The sequence below is a fragment of the Sphingomonas sp. BK345 genome, assembly GCF_014193845.1.
Taxonomy (GTDB): Bacteria; Pseudomonadota; Alphaproteobacteria; order Sphingomonadales; family Sphingomonadaceae; genus Sphingomonas.
On the sequence record NZ_JACHZX010000007.1, the window covers coordinates 123,578 to 138,005 of the forward strand.

Annotated in this window: 13 protein-coding genes; 5 read left to right on the plus strand and 8 right to left on the minus strand. The window is 72.7% G+C overall.

Going from position 1 to position 14,428, the window contains the following annotated elements; translation table 11 throughout:
• Positions 1–5 precede the first annotated feature (5 nt).
• From FHY03_RS18395 to FHY03_RS18415, 5 genes are read right to left on the minus strand one after another with little or no spacing between them, the layout of a single operon-like run.
• Entirely contained in the window at positions 6–1,535 is a 1,530-nt protein-coding gene (locus FHY03_RS18395; RefSeq protein WP_183931978.1) for a beta-3-deoxy-D-manno-oct-2-ulosonic acid transferase, read from the minus strand.
• A 4-nt stretch (positions 1,536–1,539) separates the two neighbouring features.
• Positions 1,540–2,571 carry a phytanoyl-CoA dioxygenase family protein gene (locus FHY03_RS18400; RefSeq protein ID WP_183931979.1) on the minus strand — a complete coding sequence of 344 codons (1,032 nt, stop codon included), beginning with the start codon at positions 2,569–2,571 and terminating at the stop codon, positions 1,540–1,542.
• A 40-nt stretch (positions 2,572–2,611) separates the two neighbouring features.
• Positions 2,612–3,211, minus strand: coding sequence for a histidine phosphatase family protein (locus FHY03_RS18405; RefSeq protein WP_183931980.1), 600 nt, complete (start codon positions 3,209–3,211; stop codon positions 2,612–2,614).
• On the minus strand, positions 3,208–4,017 hold the full coding sequence (gene kdsB, locus FHY03_RS18410) for a 3-deoxy-manno-octulosonate cytidylyltransferase (protein ID WP_183931981.1): 810 nt from the start codon (positions 4,015–4,017) through the stop codon (positions 3,208–3,210). Before kdsB ends, FHY03_RS18405 begins: the two co-directional genes overlap by 4 nt.
• A 44-nt stretch (positions 4,018–4,061) precedes the next feature.
• Positions 4,062–5,054 (minus strand): KpsF/GutQ family sugar-phosphate isomerase, encoded by a 993-nt coding sequence (locus FHY03_RS18415; protein WP_311722300.1) that lies wholly within the window; start codon positions 5,052–5,054, stop codon positions 4,062–4,064.
• Between the two features lie 142 nt (positions 5,055–5,196).
• Here FHY03_RS18415 and kdsA point away from each other — a divergent pair, with 142 nt between their 5' ends.
• Positions 5,197–6,027, plus strand: coding sequence for a 3-deoxy-8-phosphooctulonate synthase (gene kdsA / locus FHY03_RS18420; RefSeq protein WP_183931982.1), 831 nt, complete (start codon positions 5,197–5,199; stop codon positions 6,025–6,027).
• Here kdsA and FHY03_RS18425 read toward each other — a convergent pair.
• Positions 6,024–7,217, minus strand: coding sequence for a glycosyltransferase family 1 protein (locus tag FHY03_RS18425; protein ID WP_311722303.1), 1,194 nt, complete (start codon positions 7,215–7,217; stop codon positions 6,024–6,026). The genes kdsA and FHY03_RS18425 overlap by 4 nt on opposite strands.
• 113 nt (positions 7,218–7,330) lie before the next feature.
• Here FHY03_RS18425 and gmd point away from each other — a divergent pair, with 113 nt between their 5' ends.
• From gmd to FHY03_RS18440, 3 genes are read left to right on the plus strand one after another with little or no spacing between them, the layout of a single operon-like run.
• The gene (gene gmd, locus FHY03_RS18430; RefSeq protein ID WP_183931984.1) at positions 7,331–8,368 is read left to right on the plus strand and encodes a GDP-mannose 4,6-dehydratase; all 1,038 of its coding nucleotides are present in this window, start codon (positions 7,331–7,333) and stop codon (positions 8,366–8,368) included.
• Positions 8,368–9,222, plus strand: a complete 855-nt coding sequence (locus FHY03_RS18435; RefSeq protein WP_183931985.1) for a GDP-mannose 4,6-dehydratase — start codon at positions 8,368–8,370, stop codon at positions 9,220–9,222. Before gmd ends, FHY03_RS18435 begins: the two co-directional genes overlap by 1 nt.
• Positions 9,223–9,250: 28 nt before the next feature.
• Positions 9,251–9,910, plus strand: a complete 660-nt coding sequence (locus FHY03_RS18440) for an ABC transporter ATP-binding protein (protein WP_183931986.1) — start codon at positions 9,251–9,253, stop codon at positions 9,908–9,910.
• A gap of 13 nt (positions 9,911–9,923) precedes the next feature.
• Here the strand turns inward: FHY03_RS18440 and FHY03_RS18445 are convergent, their stop codons facing one another.
• Positions 9,924–10,871, minus strand: coding sequence for a glycosyl transferase family 90 (locus FHY03_RS18445; protein ID WP_183931987.1), 948 nt, complete (start codon positions 10,869–10,871; stop codon positions 9,924–9,926).
• Positions 10,872–10,886: 15 nt separating this feature from the next.
• Positions 10,887–12,113, minus strand: a complete 1,227-nt coding sequence (locus tag FHY03_RS18450) for a right-handed parallel beta-helix repeat-containing protein (RefSeq protein WP_183931988.1) — start codon at positions 12,111–12,113, stop codon at positions 10,887–10,889.
• Between the two features lie 139 nt (positions 12,114–12,252).
• On the opposite strand from FHY03_RS18450, the gene FHY03_RS18455 reads away from it, so the two are divergent.
• Entirely contained in the window at positions 12,253–14,418 is a 2,166-nt protein-coding gene (locus FHY03_RS18455; RefSeq protein WP_183931989.1) for a glycosyltransferase family 1 protein, read from the plus strand.
• The last annotated feature ends 10 nt before the right edge of the window (positions 14,419–14,428 follow it).

The window sequence follows — 14,428 nt, forward strand, 5'->3', positions numbered from 1 at the left end:
AGACCCTAGCGCCAGCGCCGCGCGAGCCGGCCCTGCCAGCGGCGCAGCCGGCTGACGCGGTCGAGCCGGTTGAGCGCTCCCCCCGCCGCCATGCGCGCCACCAGCGTCTCGGGCGGGCAGGGCAAGGCGGTCACGGGATCGAGGTAGCGCGGGTAGAGGATCAGCACGCCCGCCACCAGCTCGTCGAGCGTCAGCGCTCGGCCGCGCCGATCGGATACGGGGGCGAGGTCGCGCGTCATCCCCCAGCCGGCGTAGAAGGGCGTGCCGTGGCAGGTCACGTCGCGGCCGCGCAGCAGCGCCTCGAAGCCGGTCAGCGAGGTGAGCACGTGGACGCCGTCGACCAGGTCGAGCAGGTCGGCCATCGCGCCGCCGCGCACCACCCGGTCGGCCAGCGCCAGCGCGTCGGCGTCGCGCACCGCGCCGCGGCGGTGCCCGGCGTCGACGTCGGGATGCGGGCGGAACCAGATCTCGGCGCTGGGCTCGAGCGCGCGGGCGCGGCGCAGCAGCTCGAGGTTGCTCGCCAGCCCGTGGCCGCCGAGCCGCACCGACATGTCGTCCTCGACCTGGCCGGGGACCAGCACTAGCCGGCGACCGGGCGCGCGCGGCGGGAAGCTCTGCGCCGCGGCGCCGCCATATTTGCTGATCCGGCCCGCGATCACGGTCGCGCGCAGCCGCGCCGCGCGCGCCAGCAGCGCGGGCGCGAACGCCGCGGTGGCGAGCAGCTGCTCGAGGTCGCTCGCGCGCGCCGGGTCATAGTGGATGCCGCGCGCGTCGACCGAGATCGACGACGGCGGCACCATGTCGCTGCCGAGCCCGACCGAGCGGACGAAGCCGTCCTCGACGCGCACCAGCGGCACCCCCGCGGCCGCGGCGTCGCGCGCCATCGTCGCCGAGACGCGCGACGGCCACACCGCGACCGCGCCGCCGACCCGCGCCGCGTGCGCGATCGCGGCCCGCTCCGATCGGTAGAAGCGCAGCGATCGCCCCGGCGACCACAGGAAGCGCCGGATCTCGCGTCGCTTCCACCAGGCGATGCCGCAGGCGGCGACGATCCCTCGATTGGCCGCCGCGATCTCCCGCCACAGCCCGAGCAGCGCCACCGTCGATTCGAGGTCGCTCGGCGCGCCGGTGAAGGGGTCGCGATAGCGCCGCGCCAGCAGCGCCGCGGCGACGCCCTCGGGCGTGTCGTAGCGCCCGGGCGCGGTCAACTCGACCCGCGCGCCCGCGATCTGCGCGAGCGCGATCCACTCGTCGTCGCCGTGGCCGCGCACCGTCACCCCGGGTGCGAGCACCGACCAAGGATCGACCGGCTCGCCGGCGGGTGTCGCGGCGCGGTCGACGCGCGCCATGGCTGTTCCCGCCGGCGCCCAGTAGCTGCCGCCGACGCGCGCGGCGCGCAGCGCGGCGAAGAGACGCTCCACCGTCGCCGGCGCGATCGGGCGGGGCGGCGCCGCACCCGGCTCGGACAGGAGCACGCGCGCGCCGGGGAAGGGCGGGGCGCGCAGCAGCGGCACCTCGGCCGCGGGGTCGGGCATCGCCTCAGCCCCGCGTCGCGGGGGCGTCGGGCGTCTTCGTCCCGACGTCGGCCCAGGGTTGGCCGAGCCAACCGGCGAGCCGGTCGCGTGCCGCCCAGGCGAGCGTGGCGCGACGCTCGGCGAGGCCGGGCAGGCTCATCGCGTCGAGCCCGGTCCAGGGCAGGAAGGGGTTGCGCCGCCCGTAGCTCCAGATCTCGATCCGCGTCGCGGGCCGCAGCGACGGGCCGCGCGCGTGGAAGCCCGACGTGTCCGCCACCACCAACGTGTTCGCCGGCACCGCGAAGGCGCGCGGCGCGGGCAGGCCGAGCGCGGCGAGCTCGTCCGCGGCGACGCGCAGCGACCCGCGCGACGACAGCCGGTCGAGCCCGCTCGCGGCGCGGACGCTGCGCTCCTTCTCCCAGGCGACACGCGCGGGGGTCATGCGGTGCGAGCCGGGGACGTAGACGAACGGGCCCTCGTCCGCGGCCACGTCGGTGAGGAAGAACCACGCCTTCACCGTGGCGTGGAAGGTGTCGGCGTGGAGCGCGGTCTGCGGGTCGGGCGGGCCGTCGTTCACGTGCGACAGGATCGTCTGGATATAGCCGATCGGCTCGCTGTCGTAGCTGCCGGCGTAGCGCATCAGCCCGCGCCAGGTCGCGCCGCGCACCAGCGCCGCGACCGCTGGCATCGCCGCCAGCGCGGCGGGGTCGAGCGCGATGCGGCGCGTGATCGTGTCGCCCTGCACCATCTCGCGCGCCGGCGCGGCGCGGCCGAGCGCCTGCCGGCGCAGCGCGGCGAACTCGGCGGGCGGCAGGAAGTCGCGGCGCAGCACGAAGCCGTCGCGGTCGAAGGCGGCGCGGTCGGCGGGGTCGACGAGCGGTGCCAGCCGGCGCCGCCGCGCCGCCGCGAGCCGCGCCGCGGTGCGCACGCGCGCGGCGTGCAGCCCCCAGCGGTTGAGCCGCGGCGAGCCGATCACCGGATTGTCGCAGAAGGCCTTGGCACCGGTCGCGAGCTGGGCGACCCACCAGGGGTAGAGGAGCAGGCGCGCCGGGTTCATCGCCGCGTCTCTCCCCGATGCGGCGCGCGCGCGCAACCGCTCACGGCCGCTCGTCCCAGGCGAGCCGCGCCAAGCCGGCGGGCGTGGCGCGGATCACCCCGAAGGCGCCGGTGCGCAGCTTGAGTGTCACCAGCCCCTGCGCCAGCGCCGGCCCGGCCAGCAGCGCGAAGCGCGCCGCGCCGTTGCTGGTGACCAGCAGCGTCTCGCCCTTCTCGCGCGCGTAGAGCTCCCGCCACGCGGCGCGCCGCGCCGCGGGATCGACCTGCCAGCCGGGCGGCGGCTCACCGCGCGAGTCCCACGCCGCCAGCGCCGCGGCACCGACGCGCGCGATCACCTCGGGCTCGGCGCGGTCCTCGTCGGGGCCGTGGTCGATCTCGGCGAGGAAGGCGGCGGGCTCGGGCGCGGGGGCGTCGGGCAGCGCGGCGCGGATCGCCTCGGCGGTCTCGCGCGCGCGGCGGAGCGGTGCCGCCACGATCCGGTCGAAGCGCCAGCCGCGGCGCGCGAACGCCGCGCCGAGCGCGGCCGCCTGCGCGCGTCCCGATTCGACCAGCGGCAGATCGGTGCGCGCGCCGATGCGGCGCGGCGGCTCGCCGGGGGCGAAGGTGTCGCCGTGGCGGACGATGACGAAGGTAGCGCTCATGCCGGATGGGGATCGCCGTGGCGGCGGATCAGTTCCTCCGCCAGCGCGAGATCGGCCGCCGTGTCGATCCCGGACATGCTGTGCGCCGGCGGGTCGGCCGCGATCGTGTGCACGCTCATGCCGAGTTCGAGGAAGCGCAGCTGCTCCAGCCCCTCGAGCCGCTCGTAGCGGCCGGGCGGCGCCGCCTCGAACCGCGCCAGCGCGGCGAGGCGATAGGCGTAGAGGCCGAGATGGCGGTACACCGGCGACAGCGGGCCGGCCGCGCGCAGCCCCGCCTCGTCGCGGATGGCGGGCAGGACCGCCTTGGAGAACCACAGCGCGTCGCCGTCCTCGCCGCGCACGCAGGTGGTGCCACTGAACGGCGAGTCGCGCTTGTGCGCGCGCAGTCGGTCGAGCGCCGCCCAGTCGAGCCGCACCACCGGGGTGACGCAGGCGGCGGCGCTGCGTCGTGCCGCGGCGAGCAGCGCCGCCACCAGCGCGGGCGGCACGAAGGGCGCGTCGCCCTGCAGGTTGACGACGATCCCCGGCGGCGCGGCGCGCTGGCACGCCGCGGCATAGGCGCGGCCCGAGCCCGACTCGATCGCCGCCGCGGTCATCGCCACCTCGTGCCCCAGCGCGCGCGCGTGGTCGGCGACGCGCTCGTCGTCGGTCGCCACCACCATGTCGCACGTGCCCGCCAGCGCCGCGGCCGTGGCGGCGACCTGCGCGACCCGCTCGAGCAGGGTGCGCCCGGCGATCGCGCGCAGCGGCTTGCCGGGCAGCCGCGTCGAGCCGTAGCGCGCAGGGACGACGATGAGGTCGCGCACAATGTGGTCCGGGGGCTGGTCCGGGAGCCGGTGCGGGGGCGGGCTCAGGCGACGCCCGCGCGCAGCAGGTCGTGCATGTGCAGCGCCCCGATCGGCCGGCGGCCGGCGCAGACGAACAGCACGGTGACCGCCTCGGCGTTCATCAGCCGCAGCGCGTCGATCGACAGCGTGTCGGCCTCGACCGCGAGCGGGTTGGGGGTCATGTGCGCCTCGATCGGCTCGTGCAGGTGCTGCGTGGCGAAGCTGCGGCGCAGGTCGCCGTCGGTGAAGACGCCGACGAGCTGCCCCGCCGCGTCGACCACCGCGGTGGCGCCGTAGCGCTTGCGGCTCATCTCGATCGTCGCCTCCATCAGCGAGGCGCCGACCCGCACCACCGGCATGTCCTCGGGCTTGCCCATCAGCTGCGCCACCGTGGTGAGCCGCGCGCCGAGCCGCCCGCCGGGGTGGAAGGTGAGGAAATCGGAGGGCGAGAAGCCGCGCTGCTCGACCAGAGCGATCGCCAGCGCGTCGCCCAGCACCGCCTGGAGCGTGGTGGAGGAGGTGGGGGCGAGCCGGTTGGGGCAGGCCTCGTCGACGTGCGGCAGCGGCAGGCAGATCGTCGCCGCGCGCCCCGCGGTGCTGTCCACCCGCGCGGTGGCGACGATCAGCGTCACCGCGAAACGGTGGCAATAAGCGATCAGGTCGCCCAGCTCGGTGGTCTCGCCCGACCAGGTGATCGCCAGCACCACGTCGTCGCCGGTGATCATGCCGAGATCGCCGTGGCTCGCCTCGCCGGGGTGGAGGAACAGCGAGGGCGTGCCGGTGGAGGTCATCGTCGCCGCGATCTTGCGGCCGATGATCCCGCTCTTGCCCATGCCGGTCACGATCAGCCGCCCCTTCGTCGCGGCGATCGCGGCGACGGTGCGCGCGAACGCCTCGCGCATCGGCGCGGTCAGCAGCGTGTCGGCGAGGACCTCGAGCGCGGCGCGCTCCACGCGGATGGTGTTGAGCGCCGACCGCACCGCCGCCTCGGCCTGGCCCGTCTCGTTGATACGCACAACCGCCACCTCGTCGGGCGGGTAGCCAATCCGCCGCAGGAGAGCTACCCGGCCGGGACCGGGCGCCGAAGCGCGCGCCTATAACCCATGTCTAGCGCCGCGCCAATTCGCGGACGCAGCAGAAACGACGGGAATGGATCCGATGCACCTGTTCGGCCGCGCGATAGGTCCCGAGCACCCCCTGTTCCTGATCGCCGGGCCGTGCGCGATCGAGAGCGAGGCGCTGGCGCTCGCCACCGCGGCGACGCTGCGCGACATCACCGCGCGGCTGGGTATCCCGTTCGTCTACAAGAGCTCGTTCGACAAGGCGAACCGCAGCTCGGGCCGGACCTTCCGCGGCCCCGGCATGGAGGAGGGGCTGCGCATCCTCGCCAAGGTGCGCGACGAGATCGGCGTGCCGGTGCTGACCGACGTCCACACCGAGGAGCAGGTCGCGCCCGTGGCCGCCGCGGTCGACATGCTGCAGACCCCCGCCTTCCTCGCGCGCCAGACCGACTTCATCGCCGCGGTGGCCGCGAGCGGGCGGCCCGTCAACATCAAGAAGGCGCAGTTCATGGCGCCGGGCGACATGGTCAACGTCGTCGCCAAGGCGCGCGCGGCGGCCACCGCGGCGGGGCACGACCCCGACGCTTTCACCGTCTGCGAGCGCGGCGCCTCGTTCGGCTACAACAATCTCGTCTCCGACATGCGCGGGCTGGCGATCATGCGCGAGACCGGCTGCCCGGTGGTGTTCGACGCGACTCACTCGGTCCAGCTTCCCGGCGGGCAGGGCGACCGCTCGGGCGGGCAGCGCGAGTTCGTGCCGGTGCTGGCGCGCGCCGCGGTCGGCGCGGGGGTGGCGGGCCTCTTCATCGAGACCCACCCCGATCCCGACCGCGCGCTGTCGGACGGCGCCAATTCCTGGCCGCTCGACCAGCTCGAGCCGCTGCTGCGCCAGCTGATCGCGATCGACGCGGTGGTGAAGGGGCTCTAGCCGCGCGCGGTGAGGAAGGCGCGCTCGCCGCGCGCGGGCAACGTAGCGAGCCACGGCTCGACCGCGGCGAAATGCGTGCCCCAGTCGGGCGCGCGATAGCCGCGCAGCGCGGCGCGCTGGCGCTCGCGCGCCGGCGACTCGCCGGCGAAATCGAGCACCGCGCGCTCCCACGCCACCGTGTCGAGCGGTGACAGATAGGTCGGGATCGTCCCCGCGATCTCGCGGAACACCGCCAGGTCGGAGGCGATCACCGGCACGCCGAGCCGCATCGCCTCCACCACGGGCATGCCATAGCCCTCCGCGAAGGACGGCATGAGCAGCGCGCGTGCGCCGCTCAGCAGCGTCGCCAGCGCCGCGTCGTCGCAGCGGCCGCGCTCCTCGACCAGCGGCGCCAGTGCGGCGCAGCGGTCGAGCAGCGCCATCGCGTCCGCCGCCTCCCAGCCGCGCTGCCCGACCAGCACGAGCCGCGGCGCGGTCTCACCGAGCCGCTGCGCCAGCGCGCGCCACAGCTGGAGCAGCAGCAGGTGGTTCTTGCGCCCCTCGATCGTGCCGACCGCGACGAAATACGGCCGCTCCGCGATGACGGGATCGGCGGGACGCGGCAGCGCGTCGGCCGCCAGCCATGCCGCGACCGCGGGCGGGCGCGGCAGGCCGCGCGCCGCGCCGAAGGCGTCGAGCGCGTCGAGCGTGGCCCGCGAGTTGCCGATGACGCCGCTCGCGCTCGCCAGCGCGTGGCGCATCCGCCGCTCGTGCCGCGCCGCCTCGCCGGGGCGGCAATATTCGGGCGTCTCGAGCGGGATCAGATCGTGGATGAGGTGGACCGCGCGCAGCTCGTGGCGCGCGATCCAGTCGACCAGCCCGGGATCGTCGAGCCCGGTGTGGCCGACGTTGAGATAAAGCGCGCCGCGGCACGGCGGGCGCACGGCGCGCCGCAGCGCGCGCGCCAGCACCGCGGCGAGGCGCGGCCGCCGGTCGGCGATGTCGCCCGTCAGCAGCGCGGCGAGCCGCGCGGTGTCGGCCGGCGGCAGCACGAAGCGGCGGCCCTTCCACTGGATCACGCCGTGCGCGCGGCCGGCGTAGCGGTCGAGATAGGCGTGGCAGACACGGTCGATCCCGGTCGGCAGCCGCCCGGCCCAGCCGCGCCAGACCAGGCGGCCGACGTCGAGCAGGAGAGGATCGGCGGGGGTCACGCGCGCGGCTATAGGGTGTCGCGGCGGCGCGGTCACCCGCGCGCGCGCGGTGGCTTCTGGCTTTCGTGTCATGACCTGATAAAGGCGCACGCCACGCTATCGTGGGAGAAACTATGTCGAAGACCGCCATCGTCACCGGCATCAGCGGTCAGGACGGCGCCTATCTGGCGGAGAATCTGCTCGGCCGCGGCTATACCGTCTACGGCACCTATCGCCGCACCAGCTCGGTCAATTTCTGGCGGATCGACGAGCTCGGCATCTCGAACCATCCCGCGCTCAAGCTGGTCGAATATGATCTCACCGACATGGGCTCGGCGATCCGGCTGATCGAGACCTCGGAGGCGACCGAGATCTACAATCTCGCGGCACAGAGCTTCGTCGGCGTGTCGTTCGACCAGCCGATCACCACCGGCCAGATCACCGGCCTGGGCGCGGCCTATCTCCTCGAGGCGATCCGCACCGTCAACCGCGACATTCGCTTCTACCAGGCGTCGACGTCGGAGATGTTCGGCAAGGTGCAGGAGATTCCGCAGACCGACCGCACCCCCTTCTATCCGCGCAGCCCGTACGGCGTGGCCAAGCTCTATGCCCATTGGCTCACCGTCAACTATCGCGAGAGCTTCGGCATCTTCGGTACCAGCGGGATCCTGTTCAACCACGAGTCGCCGCTGCGCGGCCGCGAGTTCGTCACGCGCAAGATCACCGACACGGTCGCCAAGATCGCGCACGGCAAGGCCGAGCTGCTCGAGCTCGGCAACCTCGATGCGCAGCGCGACTGGGGCTTTGCCAAGGACTATGTCGAGGGCATGCGGCTGATGCTGCAGCACGACACGCCCGATACGTTCGTGCTCGCGACCAACCGCACCGAGACGGTGCGGCACTTCGTCGAGCTCGCCTTCGCCCAGGTCGGCATCGCGCTCGACTGGTCGGGCAAGGAGGACCAGGAGACCGGCGTCGATCGCGCCACCGGGCGGCTGCTGGTGCGCGTCAACCCGCAATTCTACCGCCCCGCCGAGGTCGACCTGCTGATCGGCGACCCCGCCAAGGCCAAGGCCGAGCTCGGCTGGGAGCCGGAGGTGCAGCTGGAGGAGCTCGCACGGCTGATGGTGGAGGCCGACATGCGGCGCAACGCCGCCGGCTGGTCGTTCTGATGCGCGTCGCGCTGACCGGGGCGCACGGTTTCACCGGGCGGTTCGTGTCCGCGGCGCTGGAACAGGCGGGGGCGACACCGGTCGCGCTCCAGGTCGACCTGCGCGACGAGGCGGCGGTCGACGCGGCGGTCGGCGCGACCATGTTCGACCGGCTGATCCATCTCGCCGGCCACGCCTTCGTCGGCGCGACCGACTGGCGCTCCTTCTACGCGGTCAACCAGCTCGGCACGCTCAACCTGCTCGACGCGGTGGCGCGCCACCGGCCCGGCGCGCGCTGCGTGCTGGCGTCGAGCGCGCAGGTCTATGGCCAGGGCGCGGAAGGGCTCATCCGCGAGGACGCGCCGACCCGGCCGGCCAACCATTACGCCGTCAGCAAGCGCGCGATGGAGCTGGGCGCGGAGCTGTGGCGGCAGCGGCTCGAGCTCGTGGTGACGCGCCCGTTCAACTACACCGGGGTGGGGCAGCCCGACCAATATCTGATCCCCAAGATCGTCGCGCACTATCGCCGCGCGGCCGGGACGATCGAGCTGGGCAACACCTGGGTGCGCCGCGATTTCGGCGACGTCCGCTCGGTCGCCGAGGCCTATGCCGGGCTGGCGCTGGCCGCGACGGTGCCGCCGGTGGTCAACATCGCCACCGGCACGGTCTCCTCGATCGACGACATTCTGGCCGCGCTCGGCGCGATCAGCGGCCATCGCCTCGACGTCACCGTCAACCCGGACTTCGTCCGCGCCGACGACGTCGCGGTGCTCGGCGGCGACGCGACCCTGCTGCGCGCCACGCTGCCGTCGTGGCGCCCGCGCGCGCTGGCGGACACGCTGCGATGGATGTACGAGGCCGATGAGACGACCTGACGGTAACGGCGTGGATCGCGGCTGAGAGATGATATCGTTCGAGAATGTGTCGAAGAGCTATCACATCCGGAAATTCCGGAAGGATGTGCTGAGCGACCTCAATTTCGAGATCCCGACCGGCTGCAGCCTCGGCATCTGCGGCGCCAACGGCGCGGGCAAGTCGACGCTGATGCGGCTGATCTCGGGCGTCGAGGCGCCCAGCGTCGGCCGCATCACCCGTACGGTCTCCTGCTCCTGGCCGATCGGCTATTCCAGCTGCTTCCAGTCGACCCTGACCGGGGCCGACAACGCGCGCTTCATCGCCCGGATCTACGGCAAGGAGATCCAGGCGCTGCTCGACTATGTCCAGGATTTCGCGCAGCTCGGCGCCTATTTCTACCAGCCGATCTACAGCTATTCCGCGGGCATGCTGGCGCGGCTCGCCTTCGGCATCTCGCTGGCGATCGATTTCGACTGCTATCTGGTCGACGAGGTCACCGCCGCGGGCGACGACCGCTTCCGCCAGCGCTGCGAGGACGCGCTGCACCACCGCCGCTCGGCCGGCACGCTGTTGATGATCAGCCACGATCCCTTGACACTGCGCGCCTATTGCGAGCGCGGCGCGGTGCTGCACGAGGGGCGTCTGACCTTCTACGACACGATCGACGAGGCGATCGAGGTGCATCTGCGCCATCAGGCGGTGCACTGATCGGCGCGGCGCGCTAGACCAGAGCGAAGGCGGTGCGCGCCGCCGCGGCCATCTCGTCGTCGAAGCGCATCGTGCGCGCGAAGTCGGCGCCGCGCCGCGCGATCGCCGCACATTCCTCCTCATGGTCGAGGCACCAGCCGACCTTGCCCGCCACGTCCGAGAGATCCTGCGCGACCGGCACGTAATGGACCCAGGGCAGCAGCCGCGGGCCGAACCACTGCTGCCACTCGCTGTCGACGCGCAGCACGCAGCAGCCGAGGCGCAGCTTGGACATGAAGTTCCAGCTGTTCGAATTGCCGTCGATGTCGAGGATGTAGCGATAGCGCGTCATCTCCGTCATCGGCACGAACGGCTTGAGCAGCCCCTCGCGGCGCAGCCGCTCGGCGATCAGCTGCTCGTGCTCGGCGTCGAACGCCTGCACCACGGCGCTGAGGCCGACGTCGGCGATCGAGCCGAGCCGGGTCGCGATGTGGCAGAGGCGGTAGCGCGGCAGCCGGTCGAGATCGTCGAGCTTCTGATAGAACAGCCCGGTGGTCGAGCCGCGCCAGACGACGATGCTGCGGCGCTCCGCCCAGGGAATCTGCTCGGGGGCGAAGCCCTCGTAGCCGCCGGCATGATAATAATAGATGTCGGGGATCAGCGCCACGCTGTCCCACCCGCGCTTGGCTTCCCAGGAGACGCTCGGCAGCTCGGCGGGCACATCCTCCGACTGGAAGATCAGCTGCACCGCGGCGTCGCGATCGGCGCCCGCGGCGAGGATCCGGTCCTGGAGATGGCGCAGATAGTCGATCGTCGCCAGCGGACGCTCGTGCGGCACGCCGTCGTGGATCCCCGTCGTGGCGAAGCGCAGCCCGCCGGGGGCGAGCGTGCCGGACACGGCGATCGTCAGGAACGGGTTGCAATGCGGCCCGACGATCTCGCGGAACGCATCGAGCGGCAGCACCGTAACGTCTTCACGCATAACGAATCATTTCCATCACGGCGCCGCGGTGGGCGGGAGCGGGGCCGGTGCTGGCCCGGGGTGGTTGAGGATGCAATAGCGCCGCGCCGTCGCCCCGGCGGGGATCGACGCGGGCGCGAGGAAGGCGCGAGACGCGGGCGAGACGTTCGCCGCGGCGCGCGCGGTGCGCTGCGGCCCGCACGCGCTGGGCCAGGTGCCGCTCGCGGGGGCGAGGTCATTGTCGGCGATCGTCATCGCGCCGGTCAGCGAGTCGACGTTGAGCGCCAGCATCGCGCCGCGCACGCGGTTGCGCGTCACCGTCCCGCCGAACGCCGGCGCCGCGTACCACGGCGCGGATCCGATCATCAGACCGAACCCGCAGCGCCGCCGCGCGCCGCAGTCGATCCGGTTGTCGGCGGTGCTTGTGCCGGTGAAATCGCCGCTGGTCGCGTTCGGCCAGGCCTGCAGCATCAGCTCCGCGAACGACCCGCCCGCCGCGGTGCCGCCATGATCGAAGCGATTGTCCGTGATCGTGCAGCCGACGCAGCCGCCCAGGATCAGCTGGACGTCGGTATTGTCGCGGAAGCGATTGGCCGTCACCTGGAAGCCGGTCACGTCGTGGATCGTCAGCCCGTCGGCCCAGCGCAGCGCGGCGGTATGCGTGCCGTTGGCGGTGAAGTCATTGTCGCGGATCACCGCCCCGGCGCCGCGACCATATTCGAGCGCGCTGTAGCAGGCCATGTCGCGGAAGACCGAGCGCGTGATCGCGATCGCATCGCCGTTGACGCGAAGGCCGCCGCCCAGCGGCCGCTCCGCGTCCGACGCGCAGCGCCGCGCCGACAGAGCGGGGTCGGACCGGCGCGTGCCGACGAACACCAGCCGGTCGATCCGCACCCGATCGCTCGCCACCTCGAACGGCATCACCGCCCCCGCGGTCGGCCGCGCCGGTGCTGCCGCGATCGCGAGGTGGAGCAGCGCGCAGCGTCGCTCGTCGCTCGAACACGCCGGCGCGTCGGGCGTGGTGCCGCGCGTCGTCAGCGTGAGCGGATGATCGAGCCGCACCGGCGTGGCGAGGCGATAGCGACCGGGTGCGAGCTCGATCCGCCCGCCCGCGGGGGTCGCGTCGAGGCAGGCCTGGAGCGCCGCGCCGGCGTCGGCCGTGCGGTTCGCCGCCAGCGCCAGCGCGCGGCACGGCGCCGCGATCGCCGCGCCGGCGGCGAGCGTCCGATCCGCGCCCAGCGTCGTCGCGATGATCCCCAGCACGACCGCCAGCGCCGCCGAGAGAAGTGCCTGATGCCGGCCGATCCCCTCGGTTCCGCCCGACTTGCGGGACGATCTAGGTTGGTGCAGGTGGCACCGCGACACGGCGCGCCGGTCGGCAAGGCGCTGCAGGAGCAAGATGATGCCTTCGAGAATCTGGGGTGGCGCGAAGGGGGCTAGCGACCGCCGCAAGGGTAATCAATGCCGCGATGCGCGCGACTGGCGCGGCGCGGCCGAGGCTTATACGCGCCATCTCGCGGCACACCCCGACGACCAGCCGATCTGGGTACAGCTGGGGCACGCGTGGAAGGAACAGGGGCTGCTCGCCGAGGCGGCCGACGCGTACCAGGCGGCGGTCGATCGCGCGCCGGGCGATCGCGACGCCAACATCCATCTCGCCGACGTGCTGCGGCGGCTCGGCCGCGGTGACGAGGCGCTGGCCGCCTATCAGCGCGTCAACGCGGTCGCGCCCAGCACCGAGGCTTTGCACCACATCCGCCTGCTCCGCCGCGACACGCGCGCGACACGCGCGCTCAGTCTCGGCGACGGCACCGTCTTCTTCGCGATTCAGGACCTGTTCGCCTACCTCAAAGTGCACGTGACGATGTCGGGTATCCAGCGGGTCCAGGCGGGCATCGCGCTGCACGCGATCCGTGACGCGGAAGTGGATGTCCGCTTCATCCTCAGCCACGCGGGTGTCGAGGCTCGGACGCTGCCCCCGGGCGAGTTCTGGATGATCGAGAACGATCAGGTCCGGCAGATCATCGATTACGCGTCCAGCCCGGCCGTCGATCACGAGACGCTGCGCGCGATGCTGTTGGCGTGCGAGGACAGCGCGGAACGTGTACACCCCGGGCGCGGCAGCACGATCATCCTGCTGGGCGCGTTCTGGGGCCTGGGCACGAGCATCCAGTATCTGGCGCGATCGAAGCGCGATGGCGTGCGCCTGGGCGCGTACGTCTATGACATCATCCCAGTAACCCACCCGGAGTTCTGCGACGAGGGGCTCGTCACGGATTTCTCGATGGCGATCTGCGAGCTCTGCGCCACCGCCGATTTCCTTCTTACGATCTCCGACGCGACGCGCCACGCGGTCGCCGCCTTCATCGCGGAGAACGGCGGCCGTGCGATCCCGATGGAGACGGTGCCGCTCGCGCATCATCTCACCCGCGAGGCCGGCCATGATGTGCCCTGGCCGGCGCAGCTGCAGCGGGTGAAGGGGAAGCGCTACGTCGCCTATGTCTCCACCATCGAAGGGCGCAAGAACCACCTGTACGTCGTCAACGCCTGGCGGCGGCTGATCGCCGAGGGCGTCGACGTGCCGGACCTCGTCTTCGTGGGACGGCATGGCTGGAAGATCGGCGCGCTGACCGACGTGCTCAAGGCGACCGACAATCTGGGCGGGCGGCTTCATATCGCGCACAATCTGTCGGACGGTGAGCTGAACGCAGTCTACGCCGGCTGCGACTTCTCGGTCTTCACCAGCTTCGTCGAGGGCTGGGGTCTCCCGGTGGGCGAGAGCCTGTTCCACGGCCGCCCCTGCGTCGCGTCGAACACCTCCTCGATCCCCGAGGTGGGGGGCGATCTCGTCGACTATGTCGATCCGTTCAATCTGACGGACGGCGTCGAGGTGTTGCGCCGGATGATCACCGACCGCGCCTATCTGGGGGAGCGCACACAGCGCGTCCGCGACCGCTTCGTCGCACGGACATGGCGCGACGTCGGCGCCGATTTCCTGGAGAAGGTGAAGCGCCACCGCGACGCTCCGGTCCGTCCGTTCGACGTGAGGCTGCGCGAGGGCCAGGGCTTCTCGTTTCAGCTCTTCTCCGGCGACCGGGTCGACACCCGCCGCTATTTCCACCAGCTGAATCGGCTTCAGGTCGACTCGGACTCGCTCTACGCGGCGGAGAGCCACGGCATCTGGCTGCGCGGACCATCGCCCGCCATCGCGATCGCGACGGAGATGCCCCCGGGCACCGCGGTGTTGCTGTACCTGCGTTTCTCCGTCTCTCCCGGGGCGCTGGACTGTCGCCTCAAGGTCTTCGACCAGGTGGCCGAGGCCACGACGATCTCGATCGGGCTGAGCGATCTGGACCGGGGCGGCGGCGCGATCCGGCTCAACGCGCGTACCGACGACGACGGCGTGCTGCGCCTTCGCTTCGACGTCAGCGGCACCTACTCGCTGTTCACCGACGATGCGCGCGACTTCGCCGTCGGGCTGCGGGCGATGGGCTATGCGCGCGCGGACAATCTCGCCGGACGGCAGGAACTGCTCGAGGCGATGACGCTGCGGGACCTCGCCGCCTGACCGGCGTGGT